14 protein-coding genes and 1 pseudogene are annotated in these 16,307 nt (G+C 58.3%); 10 read left to right on the forward strand and 5 right to left on the reverse strand.

Annotated features, from left to right (window positions below):
- Positions 1-8 precede the first annotated feature (8 nt).
- The 8 genes from GBC55_RS17665 (at position 9) to GBC55_RS17700 (ending at position 7,589) form a co-directional block, all read left to right on the forward strand.
- Positions 9-686, forward strand: coding sequence for a thermostable hemolysin (locus GBC55_RS17665; protein ID WP_162438782.1), 678 nt, complete (start codon positions 9-11; stop codon positions 684-686).
- Positions 676-2,157, forward strand: coding sequence for an AMP-binding protein (locus tag GBC55_RS17670; protein ID WP_162438781.1), 1,482 nt, complete (start codon positions 676-678; stop codon positions 2,155-2,157). The genes GBC55_RS17665 and GBC55_RS17670 overlap by 11 nt, the downstream gene beginning before the upstream one ends.
- Positions 2,154-2,828, forward strand: coding sequence for an iron-containing redox enzyme family protein (locus tag GBC55_RS17675; RefSeq protein ID WP_162438780.1), 675 nt, complete (start codon positions 2,154-2,156; stop codon positions 2,826-2,828). The genes GBC55_RS17670 and GBC55_RS17675 overlap by 4 nt, the downstream gene beginning before the upstream one ends.
- The gene (locus tag GBC55_RS17680) at positions 2,815-3,624 is read left to right on the forward strand and encodes an SDR family oxidoreductase (RefSeq protein WP_162438779.1); all 810 of its coding nucleotides are present in this window, start codon (positions 2,815-2,817) and stop codon (positions 3,622-3,624) included. The genes GBC55_RS17675 and GBC55_RS17680 overlap by 14 nt, the downstream gene beginning before the upstream one ends.
- Positions 3,621-4,265, forward strand: coding sequence for a tetratricopeptide repeat protein (locus tag GBC55_RS17685; protein ID WP_162438778.1), 645 nt, complete (start codon positions 3,621-3,623; stop codon positions 4,263-4,265). Before GBC55_RS17680 ends, GBC55_RS17685 begins: the two co-directional genes overlap by 4 nt.
- An 11-nt stretch (positions 4,266-4,276) precedes the next feature.
- Complete coding sequence (locus GBC55_RS17690; protein WP_162438777.1) at positions 4,277-4,939, forward strand: response regulator; 663 nt, start codon at positions 4,277-4,279, stop codon at positions 4,937-4,939.
- Positions 4,936-6,303, forward strand: coding sequence for an ATP-binding protein (locus tag GBC55_RS17695; protein WP_162438776.1), 1,368 nt, complete (start codon positions 4,936-4,938; stop codon positions 6,301-6,303). Before GBC55_RS17690 ends, GBC55_RS17695 begins: the two co-directional genes overlap by 4 nt.
- Positions 6,304-6,485: 182 nt before the next feature.
- Positions 6,486-7,589 carry a pyruvate dehydrogenase gene (locus GBC55_RS17700; protein WP_162438775.1) on the forward strand — a complete coding sequence of 368 codons (1,104 nt, stop codon included), beginning with the start codon at positions 6,486-6,488 and terminating at the stop codon, positions 7,587-7,589.
- 11 nt (positions 7,590-7,600) lie between these two features.
- Here the strand turns inward: GBC55_RS17700 and GBC55_RS17705 are convergent, their stop codons facing one another.
- Positions 7,601-8,053: a MarR family transcriptional regulator gene (locus GBC55_RS17705; protein WP_162438774.1), complete on the reverse strand. Its 453-nt coding sequence runs from the start codon at positions 8,051-8,053 to the stop codon at positions 7,601-7,603.
- Positions 8,054-8,225: 172 nt separating this feature from the next.
- On the opposite strand from GBC55_RS17705, the gene aceE reads away from it, so the two are divergent.
- Complete coding sequence (aceE, locus tag GBC55_RS17710) at positions 8,226-10,895, forward strand: pyruvate dehydrogenase (acetyl-transferring), homodimeric type (RefSeq protein WP_162438773.1); 2,670 nt, start codon at positions 8,226-8,228, stop codon at positions 10,893-10,895.
- A gap of 251 nt (positions 10,896-11,146) precedes the next feature.
- Here aceE and GBC55_RS17715 read toward each other — a convergent pair whose 3' ends face one another.
- The 3 genes and pseudogenes from GBC55_RS17715 to GBC55_RS17725 all read right to left on the reverse strand — a co-directional run bounded on the left by GBC55_RS17715 (position 11,147) and on the right by GBC55_RS17725 (position 13,165).
- Positions 11,147-11,596, reverse strand: a complete 450-nt coding sequence (locus GBC55_RS17715) for a hypothetical protein (RefSeq protein WP_162438772.1) — start codon at positions 11,594-11,596, stop codon at positions 11,147-11,149.
- 116 nt (positions 11,597-11,712) lie between these two features.
- Positions 11,713-12,480 (reverse strand): annotated as a pseudogene (locus GBC55_RS17720) (ATP-binding protein); the annotation flags it as partial.
- Between the two features lies 1 nt (position 12,481).
- On the reverse strand, positions 12,482-13,165 hold the full coding sequence (locus tag GBC55_RS17725) for a response regulator transcription factor (protein ID WP_162438770.1): 684 nt from the start codon (positions 13,163-13,165) through the stop codon (positions 12,482-12,484).
- Positions 13,166-13,381: 216 nt separating this feature from the next.
- Between GBC55_RS17725 and bamA the strand changes: the two genes are divergently transcribed.
- Complete coding sequence (bamA, locus tag GBC55_RS17730) at positions 13,382-15,748, forward strand: outer membrane protein assembly factor BamA (protein ID WP_247266939.1); 2,367 nt, start codon at positions 13,382-13,384, stop codon at positions 15,746-15,748.
- Positions 15,749-15,863: 115 nt separating this feature from the next.
- Here the strand turns inward: bamA and GBC55_RS17735 are convergent.
- On the reverse strand, positions 15,864-16,307 hold a 444-nt coding region (locus GBC55_RS17735), incomplete at its 5' end, for an energy transducer TonB (protein ID WP_247266940.1).

Raw genomic sequence — 16,307 nt, forward strand, 5'->3', positions numbered from 1 at the left:
GATTTTCAATGCCCAATTTTGACTGGAACATTCCTTTACCGCTGCACTTTGGCCAAGCCGAGACCCCACCGATGAGTCTGGTCAGGGCCTTGCCGGACGAAACTCGACGCCCCGTTTTCGAAGCCTATATCCAACAACGCTTTCGCAAGGCCCACGGCGCCGACATTCGTCATTTCATGCCAGAACTGTTTGGTTTGAACGACGCGTCCGGTGAACTCTGCGCGGTAGCCGGCGTGCGTCTGGCCAACACCGAAGAGCTATTTCTGGAGCGTTACCTGGACGAGCCAATTGATCCACTCATCAGCGCTGCGGCCAACCAAACCGTAGACCGCACCGGCATCGTTGAGGTGGGCAACCTGGCCGCCAGCGATACCGGCAGTGCGCGCCTTAGCATCATTGCCATCACTTATCTGCTGGCCATGGGCGGACTGGAATGGGTGGCCTTCACCGGCAACATCGGACTGGTAAACAGCTTCCACCGGCTCGGGTTAAAACCCGTGACCCTCTGCGCTGCCGATCCTGCACGGCTCGGTGATGACCGCCACAGCTGGGGAAGTTACTACGACAGCAAACCGTGGGTGCATGTCGGCAACATCCGCGCCGGCTTCATCCATCTGCGCAACATCGGTTTGTTCAATCGCCTGGGGTTGCCAACGTCCATCGAGGAGGACAGTCATGTCGCCTGAAATGACGCATTTTAAAAAGACGCTGCGCGACCATGCCGAACGCAAGACCAACGCCATTGCCTTGTGGGGCGATCAGCTGAAAATCGACTACGCCACGCTTTACGCGGAGGTCATGTATCGCCAACAGCGGCTGCGCAATGAGGACATCAAGGTCCTTGCGCTAGCCTTGGACAATGGTGTCGAAATGATGCTTTGGGATTTGGCGGCGCTGTTCGAAGGCCTGACCTGCCTGATGCTGCCAGCCTTTTTCAGCCCCGCTCAGCGCCAGCACTGCCTGGAACTGAGCCAGGCGGAACGGGTGATTGCGGAACCGGAGCTGGCTGCCGAACTGCAAACGGTCGGCTACGAAAAAACCGGTGAGTTCTGGTGCAAAACATTCAGTGGTCCGACCCAAATACCTGAGGGCACGGCCAAGCTGACCTTCACTTCCGGCACCACTGGCACACCAAAAGGCGTATGCCTCAGCGCAGAGAGCCTGTTGCGCGTCGCTCGCGAGTTGCATCAGGCCAGCCAACCCACCGATCCGCGGCATCATCTGGCGGTGCTGCCGCTGGCGATTCTGTTGGAAAACCTGGGGTGTTACGCCGCGCTCTATGCCGGCGCAACGCTGAGCCTGCCCAGCCAGAAAAACCTGGGTATCCGCGGGGCAAGCGGCGTTGATGTGCCGACGATGCTCGGTTGCCTTGCCACACGTGCGCCCGAGAGCCTGATTCTGGTGCCGCAATTGCTGCTAATGCTGGTCGGCGCGGCTGAACAGAAACTCTTTAATCCGCACACGTTGCGCTTCGCCGCTGTGGGGGGCGCAAGGGTTTCGAAAAAATTGCTGGAACGTGCCCAGCGCATTGGTGTTCCCGTTTATGAAGGTTACGGATTGTCCGAGTGCGCCTCGGTGGTCTGCCTCAATAGACCTGGGGCACGCCGCCCCGGCAGTGTCGGCAGGGCTTTGCCCCACGTGGAAATTCGAATCGCTGACGATGGCGAGGTGCTGATCAAGGGTTCCGCTTTGCTGGGCTATCTGGGAGAGCCACCGCACATTGACGATTGGTGGCCCAGCGGTGATCTCGGCGAATTCGACCCCGAAGGTTTTCTCTACCTCAAGGGACGCAAAAAGCACCAGTTCGTGACCAGTTTCGGCCGCAACGTGAACCCGGAGTGGGTCGAGGCGGAACTGACTCAACGCAGTCATATCGCCCAGGCGTTCGTTTATGGCGAAGCCATGCCAAGCAACCACGCGCTGCTCTGGCCCCACCGTCCGAACTGCACCGATGAAGAATTGGCCGCTGCCGTAGCCGAGGTTAACGAGTCTTTGCCCAACTACGCCCAAGTCCATCACTGGACCCGTCTGGGTCAACCCTTCACGCCCGCCAACGGCTTGTTGACTGCCAATGGCCGACCACGCCGTGACGCGATTATCGAGCGTTACCGGGCGCAACTGACTGAATCTGGACTTTCCGAGGAATCCGCATCATGAGTTTTTTCGACACCTTGCAAGAAGCCACGCAACAGGAACGGCGCGAACTGTTCAACCTGCCCATTATCCGCGATGCCCTGGGTGGCAACGTCAGCCTGGAAAGCTACCGGGCCTTTCTGGCGCAGGCCTATTACCACGTGCGTCATACCGTCCCGTTGATGATGGCCTGTGGCGCGCGACTGCCCTTGCGCCTGGAGTGGCTGCGTGAAGCGGTATGCGAGTACATAGAAGACGAATACGGTCACGAACAATGGATACTCAACGACATCCAGGCCTGCGGCGGCGATAAAGCTGCCGTGCGCGACGGACGTCCATCCCTGCCGATCGAACTCATGGTCGGTTTTCTCTATGACCTGATCGCGCGGGATAACCCGGTGGGCCTGTTCGGCATGGTCAATGTGCTGGAAGGCACCAGCATCGCCCTCGCCACCCACGCGGCCGGCAGCATTCGTGAACGGCTGGACTTGCCGGAAACGGCCTTCAGCTATCTCAGCTCTCACGGCGCCCTTGATATCGAGCACATGCAGACCTACCGCCGGCTGATGGACAAGCTCGAAGATCCGGACGATCAGGCGGCGGTCATTCACGCATCCCGTGTGGTGTACACACTTTACGCCGACATGTTCCGTGGCTTGCCGCGTGAAGCGGAGAACCTGCATGCGACTGACTGAGGCTCGCGTAGTACTGACCGGTGCCAGCGGCGGAATCGGCCTGGCCATCGCAGAGGCCCTGTGCGCCAGGGGCGCCCGCGTGCTGGCGGTGGCTCGACATCGAGAATCCCTGGAGCCCTTGCTGACACGCTACCCGCAGCATCTGTGCTGGGTCGGTGCTGACCTGACGTTTCGCTCCGACCGATGCAAAGTACTCAGCGCCGCCGAAGAAATCGGCGGTATCAACCTGCTGATCAACGCTGCCGGGGTCAATCACTTCGCCCTGCTTGATCAGCTGGATGACAGTGAGATCAACGCGATGCTGGCGGTGAACATCAGCGTGCCGATATGCCTGACTAAAATGTTCCTGCCGATGCTCAAGCAAGCAGAGAGTGCAATGGTGGTAAACGTCGGCTCGACCTACGGCTCCATCGGCTATCCCGGCTACGCCAGCTATTGCGCCACCAAGTTCGCCGTGCGCGGTTTCTCCGAGGCCCTGCGCCGGGAACTGGCAGACACCCGCGTCGGCGTCTTGTACGTCGCGCCACGCGCCACCCGCACGAGCATGAACAGCCCGGCGGCGCAGGCGTTGAATGACGCGCTCAAATCCAACGTCGACGATCCGCAAACCGTTGCCTCGGCGGTCATCCACGCCATCGCCAGCGACCATCGCAACGTGTACCTGGGCTGGCCGGAGCGTTTCTTTGTGCGCCTGAATAACCTGTTACCCAACCTGGTGGACCGCAGCTTGCGCAAGCAATTGCCGCTGATCCGCCGTCTGAGCCAGAAGAACGACAACGAGAACCACAAGCCATGAAGAGAATCGCCGCTTGCCTTCTACTGGGTGCCCTGAGCCAAAGCGTTTGGGCTTTGGATACCGCTGACCAGCAACGCCTCTCCGGCATCCAGCAAAGCTGGGCGCATATTCAGTACGAACTGCCTGAGGGCCAGCGCACGGCAGCATTCGAGAAACTTGCCAGCCAGGCCTCAACCTTCACTCAGGAGCGTCCAACGGTGGCCGAAGCCTGGATCTGGTCGGGCATCGTCACCAGCAGCTGGGCCGGAGCACAAGGCGGGCTGGGTGCGCTGAGCAAGGTCAAGGACGCGAAAGTCGATCTGGAGAAAGCCCTGACCCTGGACCCCAAAGCCTTGCAAGGCTCGGCATATACCAGCCTCGGCGCTTTGTACGACCGGGTTCCCGGCTGGCCCATCGGTTTCGGTGATTCGGACAAAGCCGAGCAGCTACTCAAACAGGCCTTGCAACTGAACCCGAACGGCATCGATAGTCTGTACTTCTGGGGGGATCATCTCTACCGCCAAAAACACTACGCCGAAGCCAAACAAGTGCTGCAGAAAGCGCTGCAAGCTGCACCACGGCCAGGCCGGGAAACGGCTGATACCGGGCGCCGCAAAGAGATCGAAAGTTTGCTGGTGGACGTGAACAAGAAACTCGACTGACAGGAGTCCGTGTGCGCTTATTACTGATCGAGGATGACATCGCCTTGGGTGAAGGTATCCATCAGGCGCTCGACCGAGAGGGTTACACCGTCGACTGGTTACGCGATGGCAACAGTGCGCTGCATTCGCTGCTTAGCGAAACCTTCGATTTGGCAGTGCTGGATCTCGGGCTGCCACGTATGGACGGGCTGGAGGTGCTACGTCGCCTGCGCGACAGTGGGTCCAACCTGCCGGTGTTGATCCTCACTGCGCGTGACGCTACCGAGGATCGCATCGCCGGGCTGGATGCCGGCGCCGACGACTACCTGATCAAACCGTTCGACCTGGCTGAACTCAAGGCTCGCCTGCGTGCCTTGTTGCGACGTAGTGCAGGTCGCGCCCAGGTACTCATTGAACACGCCGGCATCAGCTTGAACCCCACTACGCAGCAAGTCAGCTATAACGGCGAACCCGTAGCCTTGACCCCCAAGGAGTATCAGTTGCTCCATGAACTGCTTTCGCCTCCGGGCCGGGTGATGACCCGGGATCACCTGATGCAGTTGCTCTACGGCTGGAGCGAGGAAGCGGAAAGCAACACACTGGAAGTGCACATCCATCACTTGCGCAAGAAGTTCTCCAGCGACCTGATCCGCACCATTCGCGGCGTCGGCTACCTGGTGCAGGAGCGCCAATGAACTCTATTCGGCGCCGCACCCTCACGCTCATCCTCGTCCTGTTGTTTCTCGGTCTTCTGATCATGACTGCGTTCAATCTACACGACAGCAATCATGAAATTGATGAAGTGTACGATGCTCAACTGGCGCAGAACGCTCGTCTGTTACAGGGCGTAATGCGCATGCCCATGGCCAGCGAACAACACGCCGAGTTGTATCGGGCTTTCAATCAGGCGTTGAGCCAAGCGGCACCGAAAGTGGATGGCCATCCGTACGAAAGCAAAATCGCTTTTCAAGTCTGGAACTCGCAAGGCGCGCTACTGGTTCATACGGCCAGTGCGCCATCTTTTACGTCCCCGCAGGTCACCCCGGGTTTCAGTGACGTCACTGACGTCACCAGCCGAAAGTGGCGCGCGTTTGTGCTGGATGACACGCAATATGGTCTGAAAATCTGGGTGGGAGAACGTGACGACGTACGAGCCGATCTTGTGGATCGGATTGTCCGTCACACGGTAGTGCCCAACCTGATAGGCAGCCTGCTGCTTGCAGTGGTGATCTGGATGGCAATCGGGTGGGGGCTCAAACCGCTGATCGATATGGCGAAAACCCTGCGAGCCAGGCATTCGGGCTCGCTTGAGCCATTGCAATTGACGCCCTTGCCCACTGAACTCGAACCTATGCAGGCGGCGCTCAACCGTGTGTTGGCGCAGATTCAAGAGGTCATGGGTCGCGAGCGGCGCTTCATCGCTGACGCCGCCCATGAGATGCGAACGCCACTGGCAGTGCTGCGGGTCCATGCGCAAAACCTGATGGAGGCACGGAACGAAGAAGATCGACTCGAATCGCTTGAGCACCTGATCGACGGTGTGGACCGTACCACTCGGCTGGTCAATCAACTGCTGACGATGGCTCGTATTGAACCCCAGTCCGCAACACAGGAGGCCTCGAGCATCGATCTGGTGGCAACGGTTCGAGAGAGTCTGGTTCAACTGACACCCTGGGTATTGAGCAAGGGACTTGAACTGGCGTTCGATACCGTCGAAGAGGTCAGCCTTGTCAAAGTCGACGCCGGGGCCATCCACATCGCCTTGAACAATCTGGTGACCAATGCCGCAAACTTCTCCCCGCCTCAAGGACTGATCACCGTGAGGCTGGTGAAAAAAGAGGATCACTACGAGTTAAGTGTGGAGGACGAGGGGCCAGGTATTGACGAGTCGGAGCGAGATCGACTCTTCGAGCGATTCTATAGCCGTGGGAATGCCCAGGGAGCAGGTCTGGGATTGACCATCGTCCAGGCCATCGCATTTCGCCTGGGTGGGCAGATTCGACTGGAGAATCGTCCGACCGGTGGATTGCGCGCGACATTGGACATTCGTCGTTTTTAAGGCGACCCGTTCATTTTTCAGAGGATCACGTACGGCGAGTTATTGGCTTTTGCGAACGACTGCAATGGGTAAGGCGCATTCATGAGGAAACTCCATTCCATGGCAATATAATTGCATTTGCAATCATGTTGAAGCGTGCAGTATGGTGCAGGCATGACGGAACGCATGGAGATTTTTGGAACATGATCGGCCTTTCCAGCTTCAGCAAAACACCGGATACCCGCCTTGCCGCTCAGGCCTGCATCGATAAAATCCGAACCCTGGCACGTCAAAACACCGCGGGCTTCTCTTCTCCGCGTTACACCATGATCGATATCGCCAACCGACTGGAAAGGGATCCGGGAACGGCCCGGCATGTCTGGGTCATTCGGTCCGACAAGCAGTCTCAAGTCGACAGTTGTCACCCACGTATCAGCGCCTGGCCTCTGCGCTTCAGCCCGACTGCCTGCGCCAGCGAAAAACCGCTTTTGTACCTGACACGTTCAGCGACATCAGCCGAACTTTGCGCACTGTCAAACGAGTCCGCCCGCCGGGGCATTCTGTGCAATGACATAGAAACCCTGCCCTCCCGCTGGCCTAAAGGCGCTCACCCCTGGGTTCCGCTGTGGCTAGCTGCCAATCCGCACTGTCTGCCCTTCGACCCCGCCAGCGGTGCCGAAGCGCACGCCATTGCGCTAGCGGCATTGCAAAGTTTGTATGTGGAAGGCAATGCCGGCTTCTATTACATGGCGCTTCACGATGAACACGATGATGTCGTCGCCCCCATCAGCCGCCTGAGTGCGAGCCAGGCCTTCAAGGGCATGTACAAGCTCAACGAGTTCGGTACAGATGCCGGGCAACCCCGGGTCCGCTTGTTGGGCGCAGGGCTTGCCTTGCAGACGGTGGCCTCAGCGGCGCAGATGTTGCGTGATGACTGGGGTGTCGAAAGCGAACTCTGGAGCTGCCCCAGCTACACCCGCCTGGCCCGTGATGCGGCCAAGGCACAACGCTGGAACCGGATGCATCCCGACTTGCCACGGCAGTCGTCGCATCTGCTCGACTGCCTGGGCGCCGATGATTGCCCGGTGGTGGCGGTGACCGGTTATGCCCAGCATGTCGCCGATCAGATCGGTGGGCATATCCAGTCACGGTTCGTGGCGATCGGCGCGGATTCAACCGACAGATCTTCGGGCAAATCGGTGGATAAACGCTGGATCGTGGCACTCGCTCTGCGAGCGCTGGCCCAGGAAGGTGTTATCGCGCAGGCGTGCGTCGAACAGGCCATGGAGCGTTATCTGCTGCAGTGACCGGACAACGCTCAGCCCGCTCGCCCACTGTTGCGCGCTGCCATTGCGGCCCGCTCAAGTGCGTCACTGAGGAACCGCTGTTGCTCGTCGTCGAACTGCGACAAAAACAGCTCGTCCACTGCCCCTTCATAGATTGCCCACATTTTTTTACGCAGCACTTTCCCGCTCTCGGTAATGGCAGCAAACGCCCCCCGGCCGTCATCGCTGGCACGGCTGCGTATGACCAGGCCTTCGGCCTCCAGACGGTCCACCAATCGGGTGAGGTTGTAGCGCTCGATCGCCATCACGTCAGCCAATTCGCTCATGCGTCGGGTGCCCTCGGGGCCGCTTTCCAGGCCCCATAACGCGTCGTACCACGCGTACGCCGGCAGCCCGGCGGCGGCCAGTCGACGCTCGATTTCCCGGATCAGGCAGCGGTGGGCCCTGACGAATCTGAACCAGGTATCCGGATCGCTTGAAGACATGCATCACCTTTTTCATGACATCGATTTAGTTGCAATTGTAGCGTGCGGCGGGCTAAGTTCTCGCATGTAGTTGCAACTGCAACTACAAATATTCTTTTTGGTTGGCGTCGACCTACGCCCCTTAGCCAGGCACCCAATGACTCGGTGCTGCTGCACTGTCCAGGAGACGACGATGGCACAACAACCCCTGTTTCTCGACGAGGATCCACAAGAAACTCGCGAATGGCTCGATTCCATCGAATCGGTGGCGAGCGTCGAAGGGCGTACCCGCGCTCACTACCTGATCGATCAGATGCTGGATTTCGATGCCAGCCGCCATGGTGATTTTTACGGGCGCGTCACCACGCCCTACGTCAACACCATCCCGGTCGACCGTCAGCAGCCCTACCCCGGCGACCTGACCATAGAGCGCCGAATCAATGCTTACATCCGTTGGAACGCTTTGGCCATGGTGCTGCGCGCCGGCAAACACTCGAACGTGGGTGGGCACATCGCGTCCTATGCCTCGGCGGCCGTTCTGTACGACGTCGGTTTCGAGCATTTCTTCCGTGGGCGCACCGAGCAGTTTGGTGGCGACATGGTGTACATCCAGGGCCACTCTTCACCGGGCATTTACGGGCGCGCCTATCTGGAAGGTCGCCTGAGCGAAGAGCAGCTGGACAATTTCCGCCGCGAGACTGACCGCGACGGTGTCTCGTCTTATCCGCACCCAAGACTCATGCCGGACTTCTGGCAATTTCCGACGGTGTCCATGGGACTCGGACCGATCACCGCCGCGTATCAGGCCAGATTCATGCGCTACCTCGAAGACCGTGGCCTGAAAGAACATCAAGGCCGAAAAGTCTGGGCGTTTCTCGGTGACGGCGAGATGGACCAGCCGGAATCCCTGGCGGCGATTTCCCTGGCGGGTCGGGAGAAGCTCGACAATATTATTTTTGTCGTCAACTGCAACCTCCAGCGTCTGGACGGACCGGTGCGCGGCAACAGCAAGGTCATTCAGGAGTTTGAAAGCCTGTATCGGGCGGCCGGCTGGAACGTCATCAAGGTGATCTGGGGCAGCGGTTGGGATGCCTTGCTGGACAAGGACAAAAGCGGGCTGCTACGCCAGCGCATGATGGAGTGCGTGGACGGTGACTATCAAAACTACAAATCCCAAAACGGCGCTTACGTCCGTGAGCATTTTTTTGGCAAATACCCTGAGTTGCTGGAATTGGTCAGCGACCTGAGCGACGAAGAAATCTGGAAGCTCTCTCGCGGCGGCCATGACCCGGAAAAAGTCTACAACGCCTACGCCGCCGCGATGCGCCACACCGGCGGGCCGACGGTCATTCTGGCGAAGACCGTGAAAGGCTTCGGCATGGGCGAAGCAGGCGAAGGCCAGAACATCAACCATCAGCTCAAGAAGATGGGCGAGGATGCTGTCAAAGCGTTCCGTGATCGTTTCGCGCTGGAACTCACCGACGATCAACTGGGCGACATGCCTTACCTCAAACCGGCAGCAGACAGTGTCGAGGCCCTTTATCTGCAAGCCAGGCGTACCCAACTGGGCGGTTACGTGCCTGCTCGCTTCAGCGCGGTCGAGCCGTTGCAGATCCCGCCATTGTCGGCCCTGGACACCCAGCTCAAAGGCACTGGCGAGCGTGGTATTTCCACCACCATGGCGTTTGTGCGCATCCTCGGCACGCTGCTCAAAGACCCGAATATCGGCAAGCTGATCGTGCCCATTGTTCCGGACGAGTCACGCACCTTCGGTATGGAAAGCCTGTTCCGCCAGATCGGCATCCATTCCCACATCGGCCAGTTGTATACCCCTCAGGACGCCGGGCAACTGAGTTACTACAAGGAGGCGCGGGATGGACAGATCATGCAGGAGGGACTGAACGAGTCCGGCGCAATTTCTTCGTGGATCGCGGCGAGTACTTCGTACAGTACGCACGGCGTGACGACTGTGCCCTTCTACATCTTCTATTCAATGTTCGGCTTCCAGCGCGTCGGCGATCTGGCCTGGGCGGCAGGCGATGCCCGCGCCCGGGGGTTTCTGCTGGGCGCTACGTCCGGCAGAACCACGCTGATGGGCGAAGGCCTGCAACATGACGATGGTCACAGCCATGTGCTGTCCTCCACCGTACCGTGCTGCGTGTCCTACGACCCGACGTTCGCCTATGAACTGGCCGTGATCATCCAGGATGGCATGCGGCGCATGTATGTCGAAAACGAAGACATCTACTACTACATCACATTGTTGAACGAAAACTACGCCCATCCGCCCATGCCCGAAGGTGTCGAGCAGGACATTCTCAAAGGTATGTATCGGCTCTCGGCCCCGACGCAGCCAATCGTAGGCAAGCATGTACAACTGATGGGCTGCGGTTCAATCCTGCAAGAAGTCATCGCCGCCGCGCAGTTGCTGGAGCAGGACTTCGATGTCAGCAGCGAAGTATGGAGCGTCACCAGCCTGACCGAACTGCGTCGGGACGGCCAGGAGGCCGAACGCTGGAATCTGCTGCACCCGCATGAGGCGCCTCGTATCGGTCACGTTGAACGTTGCCTGCAAGATAAACAGGGTCCGGTGGTGGTCGCGACTGATTACATGAAGATATTCGCCGACCAGATCCGCCCGTTCGTGCCCATGCGGCGCTTCGTGGCATTGGGCACCGACGGCTTCGGCCAATCGGATACCCGGGAATCGCTGCGCAGGTTCTTCGAAGTGGATCGCCACTTCATCGCGTTGGCGGCCTTGAAAGCGCTGGCCGACGACGGAGGGGTGGGAAGGGAAAAAGTAGCGGAGGCAATTGCGCTTTATGGGATTGACCCGGAGAAACAGAACCCGGCGAAAGTTTGAGTCTTATCGGGTGTAACGGCCTCCCGCTGTAAAACGGGAGACGGCTGCTGGCCGCTGTGTATGCAGCGGCCTTTTTTATGGCTATTCAGCCGATATCGACGTTCAAGGGGATATCCCAAGTGCCGGCGCCGTTTCTCGCCAGGCCGATCATCATCAGGTCGAGGGGGCAATCTCCTGTGCACCAGAACTGCCGGCCGGACCATGACTCAGCTCGACGTATGTTCAGTAAATTCGTGTCAGCCAAGGGTGCTTCAGTGGTCCGCAGCGTAAATGATGGTTTGCGTACCGTTGGGCGCAGCAGACCGGCGGGTGAAGTAGATATCGCCTTCATCCGTCAGGATTTCGTATTCAGCCTTTTTGTCGCCATGGCCCGATGCACCGACATGTTTGATGATTTTCAGCACCCGCTGAAACTTCACACTTTGGGTACCGTTCTTGGCAGGACCGGTGAGGACGTTGACTGTTTGAAACCAGCCTTTTTGCTTTTTGTTCGACATGAGAGTGCCCGTCAGCGCCTCAAAACGTTCCAGACGGGTAAAGCCCCAGAGCGTCTGTTCATCGACCGCTTTGTCCTGGGCGGCAGAGCCTGTAAACACGAACAGATTGATCGCCGGATTATCTTCGCAAAAGAAGTCGTAAGGGACGAGACCATCCACCCGTTTCTGACCGCCAACCAATCCTTTTTTATGCACCTGAAACATCGCCACCTCCGCCCAATAACTTCATTAAAGTTCAGAAAACGCTGATTAAATTGAACGGGAAGTTTAGTGAGCCGCCGCGTACAGGGCCGTCAAGCCAATGTAATTTCGTGTAAAGATCAGGCCCGACAGGGAAGACTGATTTCGACGGTCAGTCCACCCGATAGCTCATTACGCGCCATGATCATACCGCCATGTATTTCCACAGCCCTGGCAGCGATAGCCAGGCCCAGTCCAAAACCGGTACCGGCCTCGCTCATGCCGCGTTCGAACGGTTGGAAAATGCTGTGCAGTCGTTCGTTTGCAATACCCCGTCCCTGGTCGGTGATCCGCACATTCAGGCAGCCTGCGTCGGGATTGATCCGGGCGGATACCGCAACAGTCGTTCCAGGCAGGGTATAGCGCACTGCGTTTCGAATGACGTTTTCGAAACTCCGATACAGCAGCTCACCACTGACACAACTGACAAAGGCTGGACACGTTTTCAGGCTGACATTACAACCTTTCAATCCTGCCTCGAATTGAGCGTTTTCGGTAATCTCAGTCAGCAATTCGATAACATCGAGCGGCTCGCGCTGGATACTTTCGGGGTAACTCTGCAGGCGCGCCAGGGTCAACAACGCCTCGATCAGAGTGTCCATGCGCACCGACTCGCGTTCGATGCGTTCCACCATTTCCCGGCATGCCGGATCTTGCCGCAACAGCCCGATGGCCGCTTGCATGCGCATCAACGGTGAGCGCAGTTCGTGAGCGATTTCGTGTATCAGGTGCTGCTGAGCTTCTACCAGCAGTTTCAACGGGTCGGCCGTTTGGCCACAGTCCCCGGCCAGATCGACCATTTCATCATCGCGCATGCTCATCGTGGGTTTGATCCAGGACTGGGTTTGTTCATTCGGCTATCAGCAGATAACCGAGGCCTCGCACGCTCTGAATCCAGGCCGAGGCGTCAGGGCGCGGACCCAACTTCTGACGAATGCTGCTGATATGCACGTCGATGCGCCGGTCGTATCGCGTCAATGGGCATCCCATGGCATTGAGAGACAAATCCTTTTTACTCACCACTTCACCGGCACTCCGGGCCAGTTCCTCGAGCAAACTGAACTCGGTACTCGTCACCTCCAGTTCGTTCCCGTTCCAAAGGGCATGGCGTTTGCCCGGCCATAAAACCAGAGGGCCCGTCTTGATTATTTCCATAGTTGGCTGAGCCGCTGGCTGCACCCTGCGCATGATTGCGCGCAATCGCGCCACCAGCTCACCCGGTGAACTGGGCTTGGGTACATAATCATCAGCACCGAGCTCCAGGCCAGTGATGCGGTCAATGTTGTCACCACGGCCGGAGAGCAATATCACAGGGACCTGGCTGCGGGTCCGAATACGCCTGAGCAGCTCGATCCCCGAGAGCAGGGGAAGCATCACGTCCAGCACCACAATGCTGTAGCGCCCCGAAAGCGCTTGAATCTCACCCTCCTCACCCGTGTGCACGGCAGTCGCTTCAAAACCTTCACGCTCCAGAAATTGGCTGAGCATTCCAGTCAGTTCCTGGTCATCGTCAACTAGTAATACGTGAGTCATGGCGAGCTCGCGAGTGGGAATGCGCGCAGTATCGTCTTTGCACCCCGCAGCGTCATCGCTTCAACCTTTACATAACTTGACAGTTGGTTAACCGCACCAAACGCCCCGCGCTCTTATGCTCGCTCTCCGCCCGCATGGTCGCTGTGCGATGACCCGTCTACAACGGTTATCCAAGTGCGCCTGCGCTGCCTGTCGATGTGTACTGGAAAGATCTTGATGAATTTTTCGCGCCTGCTCTGCTCGGTTGCGCTGCTGCTCGATATCACATTTGCGCACGCCCAAGACTTCACAATCTCGGATATTCGTATCAATGGCCTCCAGCGGGTCTCCGCGGGGAGCGTCTTTGGTGCCTTGCCGTTGAACGTCGGCGAGCAGGCGGACGATCGTCGCCTGGTGGAATCCACTCGTGCGTTGTTCAAAACCGGTTTCTTTCAAGATATCCAGCTGGGCCGCGATGGCAACGTCCTGGTCATCACGGTAGTCGAGCGTCCGTCGGTCGCCAGTATCGAGATCGAAGGCAACAAGGCGATCTCCACTGAAGACCTGATGAAGGGTCTCAAGCAGTCCGGTCTGGCTGAAGGCGAGATCTTCCAGCGTGCCACCCTCGAAGGCGTGCGTAACGAGCTGCAGCGTCAATACGTCGCTCAGGGCCGTTACTCGGCGACCGTTGATACCGAAGTGGTGCCGCAGCCGCGCAACCGTGTCGGGCTGAAGGTCAACATCAACGAAGGTACCGTCGCAGCTATCCAGCACATCAACGTGGTGGGTAACACCGTCTTCCCGGATGAAGACCTGATCGACCTCTTCGAACTCAAGACGACCAACTGGCTCTCGTTCTTCAAGAACGATGACAAGTATGCTCGGGAAAAGCTGTCCGGCGACCTGGAGCGCCTGCGTTCCTACTACCTGGACCGCGGCTATATCAACATGGATATCGCTTCGACCCAGGTGTCCATTACCCCGGACAAGAAGCACGTCTACATCACCGTTAACGTCAACGAAGGCGAGAAATACACCGTTCGTGACGTCAAGTTGAGCGGTGACCTGAAAGTCCCTGAAGAACAGGTCAAGTCGCTCCTGCTGGTCCAGAAAGGCCAGGTGTTTTCGCGCAAGCTAATGAGCACTACATCCGAACTGATCACACGTCGCCTGGGTAACGAGGGTTACACCTTCGCCAACGTCAACGGCGTACCGGTGCCCCACGACGATGACCACACCGTCGACATCACCTTCGCGGTCGATCCGGGCAAGCGTGCTTACGTGAATCGCATCAACTTTCGCGGCAACACCAAGACTGTAGACGAAGTGTTGCGTCGTGAAATGCGTCAAATGGAAGGGGGCTGGGCCTCGACCTACCTGATCGACCAGTCCAAGACCCGTCTTGAGCGTTTGGGCTTCTTCAAGGAAGTCAACGTCGAAACGCCGGCAGTGCCAGGTGTCGATGATCAGCTTGATGTGAACTACAGCGTTGAAGAACAGGCTTCCGGTTCGATTTCCGCCAGCGTTGGTTTCGCTCAGAGCGCCGGTTTGATCCTCAGTGGTTCGATCACCCAGAACAACTTCCTGGGTACCGGTAACAAGGTCAGCATCGGTTTGACCCGCAGTAAATACCAGAGCCGTTATAACTTCGGTTATGTCGACCCGTACTGGACCGCTGATGGCGTGAGCCTGGGTCACAACATTTTCTACAGCGCGACCGATTACAGCGATTACTATAAAAACAGCGCTACCTACTACGCCATTGACAGTTATGGCGCCGGAACCACGCTCGGCTACCCGATCAGTGAAACCTCTCGCTTGAGTTTCGGCCTGTCAATGCAACACGACAGTATCAAGCCGGCCACCTATAGCGCCGATGAGATCTACGACTTTATTCAGCGCGAAGGTAAAGAATTCAACAATTTCAAAGCCAGCCTCGGTTGGTCGGAATCGACGTTGAACAGAGGCCTGCTGGCCACCCGCGGCCACTCGCAGAACCTGAACATGATGGTGACGGTGCCTGGCAGCGACTTGAGCTTCTACAAAATCGATTACACCGGGCAGACCTTCCTCCCGATCAGAAGCTCCACTTCGCTGCGTTTCCATACCAGACTCGGATATGGCAATGGCTATGGCTCAACCGACAGCCTGCCCTTCTATGAAAACTACACCGCCGGCGGCGAAGGTTCAGTGCGCGGGTTTAAAAGCGGTACCCTCGGACCGCGCAACACCCCGGCCACCGGCACTTATGCCAGCGCCGGCCAAGCGTACTACTCCGACCGGGATACCGAAGCACTGGGTGGTAACATCTTGATCACCGCTGGGGTGGAGTACCTGTTCCCGATGCCCTTCATCAAAGACACCAGATCCTTGCGCACCTCTTTGTTCTGGGACGTCGGCAATGTCTTCTCGGACAAGTGCAACCTGAGCACCTCCCAGGGCTGCGACGGTATTGATCTCAGCAAAATGGCCAGCTCAGTGGGGGTCGGCCTCACTTGGTACAGCCCGCTGGGGCCCTTGAGCTTTAACCTGGCGCTGCCGGTTCGAACGCCTGAGGATGCCGACAAGCAAGTGTTCCAGTTCTCCCTGGGACAGACGTTCTGACACGCGGATACGGCCATGAGCAAAGCCAATATTCACACAGTGGGAGGTACTGTTTCCCTAAGGTCTTCCCAAGCCCTCTGCCCTGAGAGACTAGATACAGCCCGGCCCCTCTCCCTCACTTGATCCTGAAATGAAAGGTATTGCGCACCGACGGCACGGCAACGGCCACACCGTCGACGATGCGCGGCTGATAGCGGAAGGTTTGCGCGGCCGCCAGCGAGGGACGAATGAACAAGGGGTGGCAGCCGTCCAGCACCTTGGGATTTTCGATCTGTCCCTTCGGGTTGACGGTGTATTCGACGGAACAGTCGCCTTCGATATTTTTGTCCAGCGCCCGTGCCGGATATTCCGGCGCTTCCTTGCTCAGTGGTAGGTACTGACGGCTATCCGCAGCGGCTTGTTGCCGGGCGCGCTCGGCGTTCAGCCGGGACTGCTCCGCTTGCTGCGCTTGCTGTTGCGCCTGGCGCTGTTGTTCTGCGGCTTGCTCGCGCACTCGGGAGGCCTGTTGCTGACGTTCCTGCTCGGCCAGTTGTTCGCGCTGGCGCTCTTCGACACGCTT

The organism is Pseudomonas sp. TNT3, assembly GCF_010095445.2.
Taxonomy (GTDB): domain Bacteria; phylum Pseudomonadota; class Gammaproteobacteria; order Pseudomonadales; family Pseudomonadaceae; genus Aquipseudomonas.

What these genes read in the sequence shown, in the direction of transcription:
- GBC55_RS17665 (WP_162438782.1), top strand. Translation starts at nt 9, where the DNA reads ATGCCCAATTTTGACTGGAACATTCCTTTACCGCTGCACTTTGGCCAA.
- GBC55_RS17670 (WP_162438781.1), top strand. Translation starts at nt 676, where the DNA reads ATGTCGCCTGAAATGACGCATTTTAAAAAGACGCTGCGCGACCATGCC.
- GBC55_RS17675 (WP_162438780.1), top strand. Translation starts at nt 2,154, where the DNA reads ATGAGTTTTTTCGACACCTTGCAAGAAGCCACGCAACAGGAACGGCGC.
- GBC55_RS17680 (WP_162438779.1), top strand. Translation starts at nt 2,815, where the DNA reads ATGCGACTGACTGAGGCTCGCGTAGTACTGACCGGTGCCAGCGGCGGA.
- GBC55_RS17685 (WP_162438778.1), top strand. Translation starts at nt 3,621, where the DNA reads ATGAAGAGAATCGCCGCTTGCCTTCTACTGGGTGCCCTGAGCCAAAGC.
- GBC55_RS17695 (WP_162438776.1), top strand. Translation starts at nt 4,936, where the DNA reads ATGAACTCTATTCGGCGCCGCACCCTCACGCTCATCCTCGTCCTGTTG.
- GBC55_RS17700 (WP_162438775.1), top strand. Translation starts at nt 6,486, where the DNA reads ATGATCGGCCTTTCCAGCTTCAGCAAAACACCGGATACCCGCCTTGCC.
- GBC55_RS17705 (WP_162438774.1), bottom strand. Translation starts at nt 8,053, where the DNA reads ATGTCTTCAAGCGATCCGGATACCTGGTTCAGATTCGTCAGGGCCCAC.
- aceE (WP_162438773.1), top strand. Translation starts at nt 8,226, where the DNA reads ATGGCACAACAACCCCTGTTTCTCGACGAGGATCCACAAGAAACTCGC.
- GBC55_RS17715 (WP_162438772.1), bottom strand. Translation starts at nt 11,596, where the DNA reads ATGTTTCAGGTGCATAAAAAAGGATTGGTTGGCGGTCAGAAACGGGTG.
- GBC55_RS17725 (WP_162438770.1), bottom strand. Translation starts at nt 13,165, where the DNA reads ATGACTCACGTATTACTAGTTGACGATGACCAGGAACTGACTGGAATG.
- bamA (WP_247266939.1), top strand. Translation starts at nt 13,382, where the DNA reads ATGAATTTTTCGCGCCTGCTCTGCTCGGTTGCGCTGCTGCTCGATATC.